The organism is Microbacterium oxydans (assembly GCF_000956405.1).
Lineage (GTDB): Bacteria > Actinomycetota > Actinomycetes > Actinomycetales > Microbacteriaceae > Microbacterium > Microbacterium oxydans_C.
This window is the reverse complement of the sequence record NZ_JYIV01000014.1, coordinates 58,434-73,140: the sequence shown is the minus strand read 5'-3', so window position 1 is coordinate 73,140 and position 14,707 is coordinate 58,434. Positions and strand designations below refer to the sequence as shown.

Below are 14,707 nucleotides of genomic sequence, written 5' to 3'. Positions count from 1 at the left end.
ACCGCCGACGTCGGAAGCACGGAAGGACACCACTGTGCTGGTCAGGCGAGAAGGGTGCCGACTCTTGCCCTGATCTGCTCCGCGATGGCATCCGGTGCAGCTGCGGCATCGACGACGAGGAACCTGTCCGGTTCGGCTCGCGCGAGCCCGAGGAAGGCGTCTCGTACGCGACCGTGGAAGTCCGCCTGCTCCGCTTCGAGCCGGTCGAACGGCTTGTCTGCGGAGTCCAGCCTGGCCCGCGCCTCGCTCGGAGCGAGGTCGAGCAGGATGGTCAGGTCGGGCAGCGCGCCTTCGGCCGCCCAGAGCGAGAGGTCGCGGATCTCGGTCGCATCGAGCACCCGGCCGGCGCCCTGATACGCCACAGACGAATCCAGGTAGCGGTCCTGCAGCACGATCTCGCCCCGGCCGAGCGCCGGTCGCACCACGGTGGCGACATGGTGCGCCCGATCCGCGGCGTACAGCAGAGCCTCCGCGCGCGGAGCGATGTCGCCGCGATGGTGCAGGACGATGTCGCGGATGAGCTGACCGACTTCCGAGCCCCCGGGTTCACGGGTGCGGACGACCGTCCGCCCGGCCTCTTCGAGCCAGTTCGCGAGCAGGTTCGACTGCGTGGTCTTGCCCGAGCCGTCGCCGCCCTCGAGGGTGATCCACACCCCGTGGCCTGAGGTCACGAGTCCGCCTTCTCCGCTGCCTTCGCCGCGGCGTTCGCGGCACGCGTCGCGGCGGCCTTCTTCGCTGCCGCGGACCGGGCCGCGGACGTGGCAGCCGTCGTCTTCTTCGCGGCAGGCTTCTTCGCCGGCGTCTTCTTGGCGGGTGCCTTCTTCGCTGCGGGTTTCTTCGCAGGAGCCTTCTTGGCGGCGCCGCGCTTGGGGGCGGGGCCCTTGGCGCGCTTGTCGGCGAGCATCTGCACCGCGATCTCGAAGGTGATGTCTTCCACCTTCTGCCCACGCGGGATGGTGACGTTCGTCTCACCGTCGGTCACGTACGCACCGAAGCGTCCGTCACGGATGCGGATCGGCTTGCCGCTGACGGGGTCGGCCTCGAACTCGGCGAGCGCGCTGGAGGCCCGACGTCCCGCACCGTACTTGGGCTGAGAGTAGATCTCCAGCGCGTGGTCGAGTGTCACGTCGAAGATCTGCGACTCCGACTCGAGCGAGCGCGAATCGGTGCCCTTCTTCAGGTACGGCCCGAACCGCCCGTTCTGCGCCGTGATCTCGTCGCCGGATTCGGGGTCGACGCCCACGACGCGCGGGAGGCTCAGCAGTCGCAGTGCCGTGTCGAGGTCGATCTCGTCGACGGACATCGAACGGAACAGCGACGCGGTGCGCGGCTTGGGAGCCGCCTCCTTCTTCGCGCCGCGCTTCGGCTTCGGCTTCTCGACGACCTCGCCGGTCGCCTCGTCGACGGCGGCGTCTTCCGCCACGGGGTCGTTCTCCTGGACGTACGGGCCGAACCGACCGTCCTTGACGACGATGATCTTGCCGTTCTCGGGGTTCTCGCCCAGCACGCGGTCGCCGGCGACCGGAGCGTCGATGAGCTCCTGCGCGCGCTCAGCGGTCAGCTCGTCCGGTGCCAGGTCTTCGGGAACGTTGACGATGCGCGGCTTGGCGTCAGGGTCCGCCGGGTCGGTCACCTCGAGGTAGGGGCCGTACTTGCCGAAGCGGAGCGTGGCGGTGTCGGTGATGCGCGTGGAGTTCAGCGCGCGGGCATCGATCTCACCGAGGTTGTCGACGACCTGACGCAACCCCACGTGGGAGTCCGAGCCGAAGTAGAACGACTTGAGCCACTCGACGCGGTTCTGCTCGCCACGGGCGATCGTGTCGAGGTCGTCTTCGAGCGCCGCCGTGAAGTCGTAGTCGACGAGGTCGGCGAAGTGCTCTTCGAGCAGACGCACCACGCTGAACGCGAGCCACGTCGGCACGAGGGCCTGCCCGCGCTTGACCGCGTATCCACGGTCGAGGATCGTCTCGGGAATCGAGGCGAAGGTCGAAGGACGCCCGATGCCCTTCTCTTCGAGGACCTTCACGAGCGAGGCCTCTGTGTAGCGCGGCTTCGGCGTGGTGCGGTGTCCCTTGGCCTCGGCGTCCGACACGGAGAGCTGGTCGCCGACGGCGACGGCCGGCAGGGACTGGTTCTCGGCAGCGTCCGCGTCGCCACGCTTCTCGTCGCGACCTTCCTCGTACGCCTCCAGGAAGCCCTTGAAGGTGTAAACGGTTCCGGAGGCCGTGAACTCGGCCTTCTTCCCTGCGGCGTCGACGGCGATGGTGACCGTGGTGGTCTCGTACTTGGCGTCGGACATCTGGCTGGCGACGGTGCGCTTCCAGATGAGGTCGTAGAGACGCTGCTCATCGCGATCCAGCTCGGACGACAGCGAAGCCGGTGTGCGGAAGTTGTCACCCGAGGGGCGGATGGCCTCGTGTGCTTCCTGGGCGTTCTTGCTCTTCGACTTGTAGACGCGCGGCTTCAGCGGCACGGCTGCATCGCCGTAGAGCGCGACAGCCTGGCTCCGTGCCGCCTGCACCGCCTGGGTGCTCAGCGACGTGGAGTCGGTACGCATATAGGTGATGTAGCCCTTCTCGTACAGACGCTGGGCGACGCCCATGGCCTGCTTGGCTCCCATCGACAGCTTGCGACCGGCCTCCTGCTGCATCGTCGATGTCGTGAACGGCGCGTAAGGGCTGCGCGTTCCCGGCTTGGCCTCGACCTTCGTGACGCTTCCGGTGCCGACGGAGTCGATGGCCTCGGCGAGTGCGGTGGCTGCCGCTTCGTCGAGGATGACGACGGCCTTCTTGAGCTTGCCGTCGTCGTCGAAATCGGAGCCCCGCGCGAGCTGGCCGCCGTCGACGCGGACGAGACGGATCTTGAACGACGTGCCCGTCGCGGCTGCTGCCGCGTCGACATCCCAGTACTCGGCCGAGGTGAACGCCATGCGCTCGCGCTCACGGTCGACGATGAGGCGCGTCGCGGCGGACTGGACGCGGCCGGCCGAGATCCCGGTCTTGACCTTGTACCAGAGCACGGGCGAGACGTCCCAGCCGTACAGGCGGTCGAGGATGCGGCGGGTCTCCTGCGCGTCGACGAGATCGTGATCGAGCTCGCGAGTGTTGCCGACGGCGGCCTGGATCGCGTCCTTGGTGATCTCGTGGAACACCATGCGCTTGACCGGGACCTTGGGCTTGAGGGTCTCCAGCAGATGCCAGGCGATCGCCTCGCCTTCGCGGTCCTCATCAGTGGCGAGCAGGAGTTCGTCGGCGCTCTTCAACGCGCGCTTGAGCTCGGCGACCGTCTTGGTCTTCCGATCGGAGACGACGTAGTACGGGTCGAATCCGTTGTCGATGTCGATGGAGTACTTCCCGTACGCCTGCTTGTCTGCAGCCGGGATGTCCTTCTTGTCAGCGAGGTCGCGGATATGGCCGACGGAGCTGAGCACCTCGTAGCCGTCGCCGAGGTATCCCTGAATAGACCGCATCTTCGTCGGGGACTCGACGATGACGAGCTTCTTGCCTTCAGCCAAGGGTGCGTCCTTTCTTCGAAGCACACCATACACACCACTGTGTGGGGTCGTTCACAGTGAGCGAGGTCGCGCAGCCGTCGCTATCCCTCGGGCGGCCCGGCACGGGCTCGGGAGACGGCTGCCAGTCCAGCGTACGCCGCCTGCACCTCCACGGTCGCCACGAGCCCCTCGACGGCGCAGCCGGTGAGGGTCGCGCCAGCCGCCAGCGCGACCCTCTCCGCGAGTGCGCAGGGCTGCTCGGCCGTGGTCACGGCACCACTCGTGGCGTCGGCCGCGGCGAGCGCGGCAGCATCGGCAGCTCCCGCCGCCCGCTGCGCTGTGACGGCCGCGCCTCCGACGGCGGCGAGCCCGAGAGACAGTGCAGCCGTCACCGCGAGCACGCCGGCCGCCAGTGCCGAGCCGGCCATCAGAGCCCTCCCTCGAGTGCACAGCTCGACGCTCGAAGCGGCATGCGGATCAACGCGCCGACGGAGATATCGAGCGAGGTGGTGACACACACGAGGTCGCCCGCGAGCGAGGACGACATCCCCGCCCCCGGCACGGCGGCATGCACCACCCGCTCCGCCACACCGTGGCCCTCACCGCGACCGAGAAGACGGGCCGCGTCAGCGGACGCATCCTGCAACGCCACCTGTCGGGACGCCGCTCCCAGCACCCCTGCGCCGAGCAGGAACGCGAGTACGACGGCGGGAAGTGCGAGTGCCAGCTCCGCCGCGACGGATCCGCCCTCGTCCCCGCGCCGTGGCCCTCGTCTCGCACCATCACCGCCGGGCCCATCACCGCCGGGCCCGCGGCTCGCACGTCCCGTGGTGATCATCACGACACCGTGAGTGCCCGCCGCACGAGATCCGTGAGGATGCCGCGGACCTCATCGGAGCGCATGATGACGACGAGCAGCCCGGCGAAGGCGACGGCGGCCACCGTAGGCAAGAAAGAGCAGATATGGAGGTCGACCGTGAGCCGACAGAGCGAACTCATCGCCGTGCGAGTGCTGCGGGAGCAGGAATGGACGTACGACGCCTGGCGACAGCGCCTTAGCTATGTGGCTATCGCACGTCGGTCTGCCCTCCCCGAGAGCGAAGGCGGACTCGGCTACGCGCTGAGCGAGTACACGGTGAAGCAAAGGCTCGACGGCTACCGCGAGCGCATGCGGCCGCTTCTCGAGGCGAATGCCGTCACGGCTCGCGAGCGACAGATCGCCGAACTCGACGAGCTGTCCCGGCTCGCTCAAGCTGCGCTCGCGAAGGCCGCGGCCGGCGGGCAGATCGACAAGGATGCGGCGCGGCTTTTGCTCGATATCCACACGCGCGAGGCGAAGCTTCTCGGGCTCGACTTCCCGACGACCGTCGTCGCTGAGATCGTCAGCCGCGACAAGCTCGATTCCGAAGTCGAAGCCCTGCTCGCCCGACTTGACGCTGAGTAGTCAGAGCGCGGCCGGCGGATCTTCGTTGTCGGGCGGCACGTTCGTCGCCATGAGATAGGGCGACGCGATCGAGGATCCGTAGCGCACGCGGGAGATAGAACCGTTGAGCCAGTTGAATAGCGCGACGAGCGCGCCGTCCGGAAACGGGCCGAACCATCCCGTACCGGCGCTGCCGTCAGGAAGCCGAAATTGCAGCGCGCCTTCGCCATCACCGAAGTTCAGATAAGCTCCGCGGTCGAGCACGAAGAGCGCGTCGAGCGCCGGCACCGTTGTGCCGTTCCAAGAGGTGATATCCGGGGCGTCCATGAGCTTCTGGAGGATGGTTTCCGAGGCGAGGCTAGACCCCAGCGCTAGCGCGAAGTACGGGACGGAGTCGACAAAGCGGTGAATGTCGCTGATCAAACCGCGAACCTCCGACCCTGCCGGGATAGTGGGCTGGATCTGACGAAGGCGCTGCCCCTTCGAGAGGATGTCGTCAAGCTCGGAACTACCGAGAGAGGTCTTGATCTCGCCCACCGCGGCAACACCTTCGATCAGGTAGAGGCCACTCGTGTCGGGTTCCTGCACGAACGGTTGCTCGTCGTTGAGAACGAGCACGTCAAGCTGATTGCTTCGATGCCCGAGCCTGTCGATCGTCTCTCCGGTGCCGACCGTGTACTTCCGTGGCAGGTGCCGCGATAGGAAGTGGCGCACGGCTCGCTCGACGGCGTCACCACGCACGCCGCGGTGTTCGAAATCGGCTCGTGCGCGATCGAGCGCCGCGCGCAGAGTGGTTTCCTCGGCGGCGAATGCTGCCGATAGGCGGGCGGCGACCTCGGGGTCGGGATGCGTTTCTGGCATGGGCCCATCATGGCGAAACGCCCCGGCGTGTGCCACCGGGGCGTTTATCTTAGGGTGAAGCTCTAGCTCGCTCGGTGCGAAATGTCGTGGTTGCGCCGATGCTTCGCGGCTTCGTCGAGAGCCATCTCGTGATTCTGGAACGGGCCGAGTGCGAAGCCGCACGTGCAGACTACGAGGGTTCCCGTCTCCCGTGAGCGGTCAACCCGACAGATCGCGATGCTCATGTGTGGCCGAGTCTGTCGTCGCCGGGGCCGGCCTGCCACATCGTGACACGACTCGAGGCGGACGAGAGATCGGTCGCCCGGACGGTCGGCATCCGCACGGCCCCCTGCACCGTCAGCGCCCCGCCGATCGCCACGTTTCCGGCAAGCACCGCCGCGACGTACGCGGCGATCTTCTGATCGATCACCACATCCGTTTGCGCGTCCGTACGCCGTCCCGCCGCCCACGCGTCGAGTTGCGATTGAATGTCGCTCACCAGCGTTTGCAGCTTCGCGACAGTGTTCCCTAGCGACTCACCCGACGGCGCCTCGAGGGTGCGAAGCCGGTCAGAGAACGAATCGAGTTCGTCGATCAGCCACCCGAGATCCGACGGAATCGCCCCTTGCCGCGAGCTACGCATCGCCGGATCCCTTCTCGTCGGCGTTGGCTCTCTCGAGGGTCGCGAGTAGATGAGCGAGCGTCGCTTCGAGTTCGTCGAGCGCTTCGGCGACGCTCGCCGTCGCGATGCTCATGAGTTGTGCCCTTGAAGGAACCGCGCGGCCTGATCGGATGCCGTCGGCGCCGTCGTCGGGCGCCCGTCCTCGCTGCGCTCGCCGGCGACGCTCTGCCGCTTGTACACCGTGCGGCGCGGTCGCCCTTCGAGCGTGCCGGCGCGACGCTTCTCGGCGAGCGACGAGAACTCGGCGCTCTCGTCGTCGGTGAGGTCGTCCTTCTCGATGAGATCGCGAAGACGCGCGTACTCGCCTGTCGCGCCCTGCCGCTCCCCCTCGCGCTCGCCATCGGCGGTCTTGGCTGCGAGGAAGGCCGCGGCCTGTTCAGATGCTGTGCTCACGATTCTTGCCTTTCGGTTGTGTCGGGGGTAGGTCGTATGCTTCGTGCTCGGTTGCGCCAGGCGGCGGCGAGACGGTCGAACTCGGCCGCTTCGTTGTCCGTCCACTCGTCGAGTTCGACGAGCTCCCGGATGCGGTCGCGGAGCGCATCCGGGTCGCGCTCTCGCTCCCATCGCTCCCACGCCGCGAGCCGCTTCCGTTGCCCTTCTCGGCCGGGGTACTTCGCGTCGAGATAGCGAAGACATGCGAGTAGGAAGTCGGGCTCGCTCTCGTAGTGGTGCCGCTTCGGTCGCTTGATCGCCATCACTTCGCTCGCGTTCCTGTTGCGGTAGGGATCTCCCCGACGCCGTTCTCTGCGACGACGCGGTCGAGAAGGTCGAGCATCCGGTCGATGATCCGAAGCGTCTCCCGGTACGGGTTGAATCCCGGCGGGTAGACGACGCGGTCGGCGTCGACGGCGAAGAAGTCGCGGTCGATCTCTTCGGGGTCGCGCGTGTCAGTCATCGTCTTCGCCGATCGTCAGGTCGCCGAGGGCGGCGGAAACACCCGCGGGTGCCGTCTGCGCGGCGTTCTGCGCCCCGCTCGCGGTCTTGCGCGGCTTCCGGGTCTTCTTGCCCGTCTCGGCCTTGACGTCGCCGCGTAGCTCGGCGAGTTCGGCGCCGGCCTTCGTGAGTGCTTCGTTGAGCCCTTCGATCGCGGCCTCAAGATCGAACGTGTAGCCGTACGCCTTGTGCTGGATCGCGATCGGGGCGCCAGGGTCGTCGTCGAGACGGGCGCACATGCGACCGACACCGATCGATGACCACAAGGCATCCCGCGCGGCGCCCGCGTCTTCGATCACGGCTGAGAGCATGGCGAGCGCCGTGTCGCCCTCGGCGAGTGACGTCCGCGCGAGCGTCGGAAGCTCGTCGGCGACCGCCTCGCGGATCTTGACCGCGGCGCGGCGCTCGGCCTCGAGGCGGGCGTCAAGCTCGCGCTGGCGGGCTTCGAGAAGAGCCTGTGCGTCGGCGACGATGGCGCCACCGTCGGGAAGCTCGGCGTCGGGGTCTTCGTCGAGCAGCGCGCCGTGCTCGATCGCAATCTGCTGATCGACCTTCCAACGAAGATCCGCCGCGCGGTCGCGCTCGGCGAACGCCCGCTCACGCGCCTTCTTCGCCTTGCGGGCGTGCTCGACGGCGGCGCGGGTCTTCGGTGCGGCGAGGTCGTCGGGGATCTGGATCAGAACGCCCGAGATAGTTTCGCTGATGATGGCCATGTTCGCTATTCCTTGCTTTCGATGGGGAAGGTCGTCGCCGCGGACTCGCGACGACGTCGGGCTTCAGTGAGGGCCGCATTCGCGCGCTCGTCGCGCCAGCCCTTGCCCTGAGAGGCTTTGAGCGCGGCCTGTAGCTTCGTGCGGCTAGTCGGGAACGGATCGAGCGCGAGCACGAAGGCGACGTCGGCCTCGGCCTGTTCGTCGTCGCGCTCTTCGGACGAGCGACCGCGCCAGAACTCCCACGTCGACGCGCCGTCGCGAGAGTCGAGACGGAAGACAGCGGCGGTCGGGCTCTTGCCGGCTGGCGACTCGGCCCGCAAGCCGCCGTGGCGATCTTTGAGGATCGAGAGCGACGCCGCGCCGCCGACGCCGGGCACGAAGGGCTCGACCGTGGCGACGGCGAGATACGAGCCGTCGATCGCGGCCTTCTTCGCGCCGGCGCCGATCGCGTACCCGCCGCGCCCCTCTTCCTTCGTGACGTGATCGAGCACGAGCACGGCCGCGCCGAGATCGGCGAGGGGCGAGAGCACTTCGCGATGGATGCGGCGATAGTCATCGTTGGAGTTCGATTCGCCGCCCATGAGCGGCACGATCTCGCCGACCGAGTCGACGACTACGAAGTCGGGGCGCCACTCGGCCGCTTCGGCGACGACGCGGCGAAGGTGATCGGCCGAGCGCACGTCGACGTAGCGGAAGCGGGCGCGGTCGGCGAGCACGTCGCGCTCGACGCCGTCAGCGGCGATGTAGTGCGAGATCGTTGCCTCGGCGCCGTTGTGGTCGCTGTCGATGTGAAGGACGCTCCCGCCGGCCTTGAGCGTGTCGCACGCGCTCGCGATGGCGACGAGCGTCTTCCCGCTCTCAGGCGGGCCGACAAGGCCGTTCACGGCGCCGCTGTACGCGAGCCGCACACCGTCGTTGCGGAGCGCGCCAGCATCCGGCGTACGGCGCGTGACGCCCGCTTCGATGAGCGCGGCGACGTCGGCGTAGTCGTCGGCCGGTTCGTCGCCTGTCGCGGCTTCCTCGGCGTCGAGCGCGCGACGCACGGCGCGGCGCCGGCGTTCCTTTTCCATGTCCTCGTCGAACTCAGCGAGCCGGGAAAGCTCATCCGGTGTGCGACCGACGTAGGCGACGACGCGCGGATCGTGCTTCTTCTCGATGAGCTTCTTCGCGCGCCGGCGGATCTTGCGCTCTTCGTCGGCTTCCATGACGGGTGCGTGCTCGATGACGTAGTCGATCGCGTCGCGGCGGGGCGTGCCCGTCGACTCGACGATCGCGAGCGCCGCGGCCGGGACGTTGTCTGCATCGCGGCGAACCATCTCGGCGGCATCCGCGAAGACGTCGTCGCGGGTCGACGCGCTGACGCGGATGACTTCGGCGTCGTTGATCTTCATGAGATCAGCCCGAGCTTCCACATGAGATCGGCAAGCTCTTGCTCGGCCTTCTCTGCGAGCAGCTCGTGCGCAAGGGCGATCTGACGGTCGCGCTTCACGCGAGCGCGCCACCGAGCCGCCTCGGCCTCGAGATGGGCGAGCAAGAGATCGTCATCGTCGGCAATGCCGGCCGGCCGCGCATCATGCACGCGCTTGATCTTGCGAGCCGTGTCGTCGTCGGCGAGACGCTTCGCGAGTCGACGATGCGCGTTGCGCGTCATGCCTTCGTAGACGAGCCCGAGATCGACGGCCTTTGCCAACCAGCGCTCTTCGAGCTTCGATCCCGACGGGAGCGTGCGCACGCGCTTGTCGATGGGAGCGGGCCGGGGCTTGTCCCAGCGGCGGCGAGCGAGCGCCTTCGCCTCTTCGGACGTGCGGACGGTAGGCATCAGCGCGCCACCATGAGAAGCGCCGAGACGCGGGCCGCGCTGTCGGGAGCGGGCGCGGGGAGATCGGCGACGAGAGCGGCGATGACGCCGTCAGGGTCGGGGAAGAGGACGTCGAGCGGGTTGTGCTCGGTAGTGGAAGACACGATGGCAATCCCTCAGATTGAGGTTGATTGCCATCTCGGCTGTGACCGGGGCGGGATTGCCCTTCTGTCTCCCACGAGATGCCCGAGGGCTTCCCGCTGCGATCAGATTAACACGCATCCCCGCTTCGTCAACATGTATCGGGAATGCGGCGTGTCCGGTCGATAGAGGCGGCGGCTTCATGACGTCATGCCCGTTGCGCCGTGGCCAGGGTGCCGTGTGCCGTGATGTCACTTGTTCCGTGTTCCGGGCTAAAGACCCGGAAACATCGGGAACACATTGTGACCTGTTCCGGGGAACAGCCGGGAACATTCCGGGAACAGATAGAGAGCAACGACGTCGAGTCGTCGCGAGCCACGCATCTACGCATTGCCTCGCGCGCTAGCTACTCCCCACCCGCTCGCGAACGTCGCTATCCCCTAGAGCGCTGCCGCATCGCCCTTATTCCGCTGCCGATGCCCGCGTATCGGTCGCTCGGGCACGCCGCAACGACGACAGCGCCCGCCGTCGCGCTTAGCGCGTACCCGAGCGCCCCGTTGTCGGTGGCTGGCGCTAACGTGGTACACCCCGAGACAAAGGAGTCGGCATGGCCGAGAACGTGCTTCAGTTCCACCTGTACAAGAACCCGAACGTGCGTCAGCCGTATCACTGGACGCTCAACGTCATGCAGAACGGCGAAGTTATCTGCACGAGCGAGAACTACGTGCGGAAGGAAGACGCGAAGCACTCGATGGATCTCGTCCACAACCACGGCGGCGACGCTAAATTCGTCGACCACACCGACGAAAGCTAGGCCGCGACGCTCGTCGGTGTGATGACGACCGTCTTCGCAAACTTGTCAGCGGGCATGTTGCGTCGGTTACCCTGACCGACCGAGAGCACGCGGATCTCGAAGAGGTCGCCGAGCACGGCGCGCTTCTCGCCGAGCGACAGGCCGCGCCACGCCGCGAGCACGTCGCTCGCGTCGACGATGCCCTCGAGCGCCGAGCGGTCAGCGCCGTCGGCGAGGTCGCGCCGCAAGCCGTCGCGCTTCGAGATGAGCCGTGGCCGGCGACGAAGGTACTCGGCGCGATCGATGATGCCGGCGTCGCGGTCTTCGCCGAGTTCGACGAGAGCGGCGTCGAGCCGTGCGAGTTCGGCGTTGATCGCTGCCGCGTCGGCGCGCTCACGGGGAGCGAGCAGCGCGCCCCGATGCTTCGCGATGTACTCGACCGCGACCCGCTCGACGAACGCATCGAGCGGGTCGCCCTGCCGCATGAAGTGCTTCATCGACGCGCACCGGTAGCTGTGCACGCCCTTCTCGCCGCCGCCGGCGCGTACGGGTAGGCCGCATCCTTCGACGCCGCACACGGCAAGCCCGGAGAGCAACCATCGCCGCGTGGGGCCGGGCGACGTCTTCCGCGACGGGTGCGCGAGCTTCGCCTTCGCGGCTTCCCACTCTTCGACGCTGACGATCGCCGGCCACTTGCCGACTTCGCACGAGCCGCGCGTGATCGCGTCCTGATCGTAGGCGCCGCCGTCTTCGCTCGGGAGCGGGAGCAACGCCGCATAGTACGGCGACATGAGCATGCGCCGAAGCGTCGTCGACGTGAAGGGGACGCCGTCGGGATGCCGCTTCGTGCTGACCGTCCGTCGCCCTGCCGTCGTGAGGTCGCGCGCGATCGAGCCGAGCGGGACACCCGCGAGGAAGGCGTCAAAGATCCGCCGCACGTCCGCGGCGCGCTCACCGTCAAGCTCGTAGGCTTCGACGCTGCCGCGCTCCTTGCGCTCTTTGGTCGTGACCCATCGGTAGCCGTACGGCACGCGCCCCGACGTCGGGATGCCCTCGCGTCGTCGCCCGGCGTTCGCGAAGACGCGGCGCTCGGCCTTCGTCTCGCTCTCGGCTCGGGCGACCGCCGTCAGCACGTTCGCGATGAGTCGCCCGTTGACGGTCGTGAGGTCAAGTTCGCCGTCGGTCGTGACGACTTGCACGCGCGCGGCCGTGAGCGCTTCGATCGCCGAGAGGGAGCGCGCGAGCCGGTCGAGCTTGCGGACGATGAGCACGTCGAAGAGGCCGGCGCGGGCGTCCTCGAGCATCCGCGCGAATGCCGTCCCGTCGCCGCGGTCGCGGTATCCCGACACGTTGTCGTCGGCGTAAACGTCAGCGGCGAGGTAGTCGCGCGACTCGGCAAGCTGCCGGCACGCTTCGATCTGCCGCTCGATGCCTTCGGGCTCGTAGACGGACTGTCGCGCGTAGACGGCCGCGCGGACGATCGCCGGCTTCTTCTTCGGGGTCATGTTCTAATTCTGCTTTAATTCTGCAACAATGGCCATCGTCGTGATCGCGTACTCGGCCGTGGCCGCACCGGTGTCGTCGCCGAACAATGCTGCCGCGCGTCGGCGGTCGAGCAGTGGAATGCTTCTCATGGTGTTCCTTCTTTCTTTTCTCTCTGGACGATGCGTGGCATCGGATGATGGGGACGAGTTCATGGCGGTCACAGGGACACGGGAGTGGATCCGAGGACGCTGAGCAGAAGGGGCCCGACGCCGAGAAGCAGGAAAGCGGGCAGCGTGCAGACCCCGAGCGGGAACAGCAGTCGGGTCGAGAGCTTCGCGGCGCGGAGCTGCCCCTGCACCCTCGCGGCATGCCGATCCTGGGCGGCCGATGCCCGCAGCAGTTCTGCAGCTGGCACCCCGGCGGCGCGGGACAGGTCGAGCACGGCGCCGACGCGTTCCTCACCGCCGCCCGAGACGGATGTCTGCGAGACCAGGTGCAGCGCGCGATCGATGGAAGCACCACCGGCCAGCGCGATCGCGACCAGTTCTGCCCGCATGCCCGGAGTGCCGGGCGCAGGTGCCGCCTTTCTCAGCAGCAGCGACGTCCACAGCCGCGCTGCCACCACGAGGAGGAGACCGAAGATCACACAGAACGCCCCGAGCACGGTGCCGAAGATGACCCCGATGGTGTCGAAGCCGAGGGCGGAACCGAGGAACAGCCCGGCGAAGGGCATCCACAACAGCAGACGCGCCGTCCCTGCGGGTTCGGCGAGAGCGATGCGCACGTCGTCTGCGGCGGCCGCGGCATCGCGCAGGGTCTCGGCGATCATGCGGAGGACCTCGGCGAGTGGTGCGCCCACCGTCGTCGCGATCTCCCAGGCGGCCGCGAGATCGATCCAGGCTCCGCCCTCGGCCTCGATGGCATCGAGAAGTGGCACGCCTTGATCGACCCGATCGACGACGGCGCGCGCGGACGCATCATCGGTATCGGCGAGATGCCGCCACGCGACGAGGGGGACCGCACCTGCCTGCAGCAGCACCGCGAGCGTCTGCACCGACGTTGCCGCATCCGCTCCGCTCGCCCTCCGCTTCTGAGCCCCGCGAGGCGTTCTCATCCCCACGGCTGCACCTCCTCGATGTCGAGCCGGTCCCCCGCGATCACGAGTCGACCCGCCTGACGGATCCGACGCGTGCCTCCAGGAGCACGGTCGAGATGAAGGACGACGGTGAACGCGCTGACGGCCTGTCGCGCAAGAGCGACCGCATCCATTCCGGCGAGGGCGCCTAGCGCCTCGAGACGCGCGGGGACATCGCGCAGACCGCTGGCGTGGAGGGTGCCGGCGCCGCCGTCGTGTCCGGTGTTGAGCGCGGTGAGCAACTCGCGGACCTCCTCTCCGCGACACTCGCCGACCACGAGGCGATCGGGTCGCATGCGCAGCGATTCCCGCACCAGCCGGGCCAGCGTGATACCGCCGGCGCCCTCGAGATTCGGCTGCCTGGCTTCGAGGGCGACGTGGTGCGGGTGTCGCGGTCGCAGTTCGGCGACGTCTTCGATCGTGACGATGCGCTCCGCCGGCGACACCTCGGACAGCAGCGCGGAGAGCAGCGTGGTCTTGCCGGTCCCCGTTCCTCCTGTGATGAGGACGTTCGCCCGGTCGGCCACCAGGCCGAGAAGCCAGGCGTGCTGGCGCGCGTCGAAGGCACCGAGCGCGGCGAGGGACCCGAGATCCGCAGCGCGCACTCGGGGAATACGTATCGAGAGCGCGGTTCCGCTGGTCGACACCGGAGAGAGCACGGCATGCACGCGGACGCCGGAATCGAGGCGGACGTCGACGCAGGGTGCCTGGTCGTCGAGGTGGCGTCCCCCGAGCCCGACCAGAGCGACGGCGAGGTCTCTGACCTCACGCTCCGAGGCTCTCCAGGCGGCGACCGGCTCGGCGCCACCCCCGCGATCCACGTAGAGTCCACCCGCACCGTTGATGAACACATCGGTGACGGCATCGTCGAGGTGAGGAAGGAGCGGTCCGAACACGGGATCCAGACGAAGGGGGTCCGGCGACGCGGCCCCTTCGGATGCGACCGAGGACACTCCCCTGGGCTGGATGACGAAGGAATCAGGCATGCCCGCGACGTTATGCGCGGGCACGGCGCGGAACAGCCGAGGAGCGGCGAACGCTCCAGCGCCTGTGGAGAAGCCGATGCATCACTCTGCGGTGCAGTGCCTGGGTGCACCGCAGCCCGCACCCGGAGCGGCCGCGGAGGGAGCGCTCCCAAAGGAATGGGCGGCATCTCACGGGGGGAATGAGATGCCGCCCACGACGCACCACGATTGGGGGAACCGGGCGCGCCAAGGCCGGAATGAGAATTCGGCTGTCGTCGAGTGTACGCAAGGCGACCGTCCTGACAA

Annotated in this window: 19 protein-coding genes and 1 pseudogene; 2 read left to right on the top strand and 18 right to left on the bottom strand. The window is 68.0% G+C overall.

Features of this window, described 5'->3' with window-relative positions:
* Positions 1–41: 41 nt before the first annotated feature.
* The 5 genes and pseudogenes from tmk to RN51_RS18130 all read right to left on the bottom strand — a co-directional run.
* A complete protein-coding gene (tmk, locus tag RN51_RS02185; protein WP_045262403.1) occupies positions 42–671 on the bottom strand; it encodes a dTMP kinase in 630 nt (209 codons plus the stop codon).
* Positions 668–3,514: a type I DNA topoisomerase gene (topA, locus tag RN51_RS02180; protein ID WP_045262402.1), complete on the bottom strand. Its 2,847-nt coding sequence runs from the start codon at positions 3,512–3,514 to the stop codon at positions 668–670. Before topA ends, tmk begins: the two co-directional genes overlap by 4 nt.
* Before the next feature lie 80 nt (positions 3,515–3,594).
* Positions 3,595–3,921 (bottom strand): Rv3654c family TadE-like protein, encoded by a 327-nt coding sequence (locus tag RN51_RS02175; RefSeq protein WP_045262401.1) that lies wholly within the window; start codon positions 3,919–3,921, stop codon positions 3,595–3,597.
* Complete coding sequence (locus tag RN51_RS02170) at positions 3,921–4,331, bottom strand: TadE family type IV pilus minor pilin (RefSeq protein ID WP_231579189.1); 411 nt, start codon at positions 4,329–4,331, stop codon at positions 3,921–3,923. The genes RN51_RS02175 and RN51_RS02170 overlap by 1 nt, the downstream gene beginning before the upstream one ends.
* A pseudogene (locus tag RN51_RS18130) lies at positions 4,331–4,444 on the bottom strand (DUF4244 domain-containing protein); the annotation flags it as partial. The pseudogene RN51_RS18130 and the gene RN51_RS02170, both read right to left, overlap by 1 nt.
* 25 nt (positions 4,445–4,469) lie before the next feature.
* Here RN51_RS18130 and RN51_RS02165 point away from each other — a divergent pair.
* The gene (locus tag RN51_RS02165; protein ID WP_156149063.1) at positions 4,470–4,937 is read left to right on the top strand and encodes a hypothetical protein; all 468 of its coding nucleotides are present in this window, start codon (positions 4,470–4,472) and stop codon (positions 4,935–4,937) included.
* Here RN51_RS02165 and RN51_RS02160 read toward each other — a convergent pair whose 3' ends face one another.
* The 9 genes from RN51_RS02160 to RN51_RS18325 all read right to left on the bottom strand — a co-directional run bounded on the left by RN51_RS02160 (position 4,938) and on the right by RN51_RS18325 (position 10,046).
* The gene (locus RN51_RS02160) at positions 4,938–5,777 is read right to left on the bottom strand and encodes a DUF6602 domain-containing protein (RefSeq protein WP_045262399.1); all 840 of its coding nucleotides are present in this window, start codon (positions 5,775–5,777) and stop codon (positions 4,938–4,940) included. It abuts the gene before it with no gap.
* A 220-nt stretch (positions 5,778–5,997) separates the two neighbouring features.
* Entirely contained in the window at positions 5,998–6,399 is a 402-nt protein-coding gene (locus RN51_RS02155) for a hypothetical protein (RefSeq protein ID WP_045262398.1), read from the bottom strand.
* Between the two features lie 108 nt (positions 6,400–6,507).
* Positions 6,508–6,831, bottom strand: a complete 324-nt coding sequence (locus RN51_RS02150; protein ID WP_045262397.1) for a hypothetical protein — start codon at positions 6,829–6,831, stop codon at positions 6,508–6,510.
* Positions 6,828–7,133 (bottom strand): hypothetical protein, encoded by a 306-nt coding sequence (locus RN51_RS02145; protein WP_045262396.1) that lies wholly within the window; start codon positions 7,131–7,133, stop codon positions 6,828–6,830. The genes RN51_RS02150 and RN51_RS02145 overlap by 4 nt, the downstream gene beginning before the upstream one ends.
* Positions 7,133–7,333: a hypothetical protein gene (locus RN51_RS02140; RefSeq protein ID WP_045262395.1), complete on the bottom strand. Its 201-nt coding sequence runs from the start codon at positions 7,331–7,333 to the stop codon at positions 7,133–7,135. Before RN51_RS02140 ends, RN51_RS02145 begins: the two co-directional genes overlap by 1 nt.
* A complete protein-coding gene (locus RN51_RS02135) occupies positions 7,326–8,084 on the bottom strand; it encodes a hypothetical protein (RefSeq protein ID WP_045262394.1) in 759 nt (252 codons plus the stop codon). Before RN51_RS02135 ends, RN51_RS02140 begins: the two co-directional genes overlap by 8 nt.
* A gap of 5 nt (positions 8,085–8,089) precedes the next feature.
* A complete protein-coding gene (locus RN51_RS17900) occupies positions 8,090–9,475 on the bottom strand; it encodes an AAA family ATPase (RefSeq protein WP_052674543.1) in 1,386 nt (461 codons plus the stop codon).
* Positions 9,472–9,903 carry a hypothetical protein gene (locus RN51_RS02125; RefSeq protein WP_045262393.1) on the bottom strand — a complete coding sequence of 144 codons (432 nt, stop codon included), beginning with the start codon at positions 9,901–9,903 and terminating at the stop codon, positions 9,472–9,474. The genes RN51_RS17900 and RN51_RS02125 overlap by 4 nt, the downstream gene beginning before the upstream one ends.
* Positions 9,903–10,046, bottom strand: coding sequence for a hypothetical protein (locus tag RN51_RS18325; protein WP_156149062.1), 144 nt, complete (start codon positions 10,044–10,046; stop codon positions 9,903–9,905). Before RN51_RS18325 ends, RN51_RS02125 begins: the two co-directional genes overlap by 1 nt.
* Positions 10,047–10,630: 584 nt before the next feature.
* Here RN51_RS18325 and RN51_RS02120 point away from each other — a divergent pair.
* Entirely contained in the window at positions 10,631–10,837 is a 207-nt protein-coding gene (locus RN51_RS02120; RefSeq protein WP_045262392.1) for a YegP family protein, read from the top strand.
* Here the strand turns inward: RN51_RS02120 and RN51_RS02115 are convergent.
* From RN51_RS02115 to RN51_RS02105, 4 genes are read right to left on the bottom strand one after another with little or no spacing between them, the layout of a single operon-like run.
* Positions 10,834–12,321 carry a recombinase family protein gene (locus RN51_RS02115; RefSeq protein WP_045262391.1) on the bottom strand — a complete coding sequence of 496 codons (1,488 nt, stop codon included), beginning with the start codon at positions 12,319–12,321 and terminating at the stop codon, positions 10,834–10,836. The two genes, RN51_RS02120 and RN51_RS02115, sit on opposite strands and share 4 nt — an antisense overlap.
* Positions 12,322–12,324: 3 nt before the next feature.
* Positions 12,325–12,522, bottom strand: coding sequence for a DUF4244 domain-containing protein (locus tag RN51_RS18640; RefSeq protein WP_231579188.1), 198 nt, complete (start codon positions 12,520–12,522; stop codon positions 12,325–12,327).
* Positions 12,519–13,415: a type II secretion system F family protein gene (locus tag RN51_RS02110; RefSeq protein ID WP_045262390.1), complete on the bottom strand. Its 897-nt coding sequence runs from the start codon at positions 13,413–13,415 to the stop codon at positions 12,519–12,521. Before RN51_RS02110 ends, RN51_RS18640 begins: the two co-directional genes overlap by 4 nt.
* Positions 13,412–14,422: a TadA family conjugal transfer-associated ATPase gene (locus RN51_RS02105; RefSeq protein WP_231579187.1), complete on the bottom strand. Its 1,011-nt coding sequence runs from the start codon at positions 14,420–14,422 to the stop codon at positions 13,412–13,414. The genes RN51_RS02110 and RN51_RS02105 overlap by 4 nt, the downstream gene beginning before the upstream one ends.
* Positions 14,423–14,707: the final 285 nt, after the last annotated feature.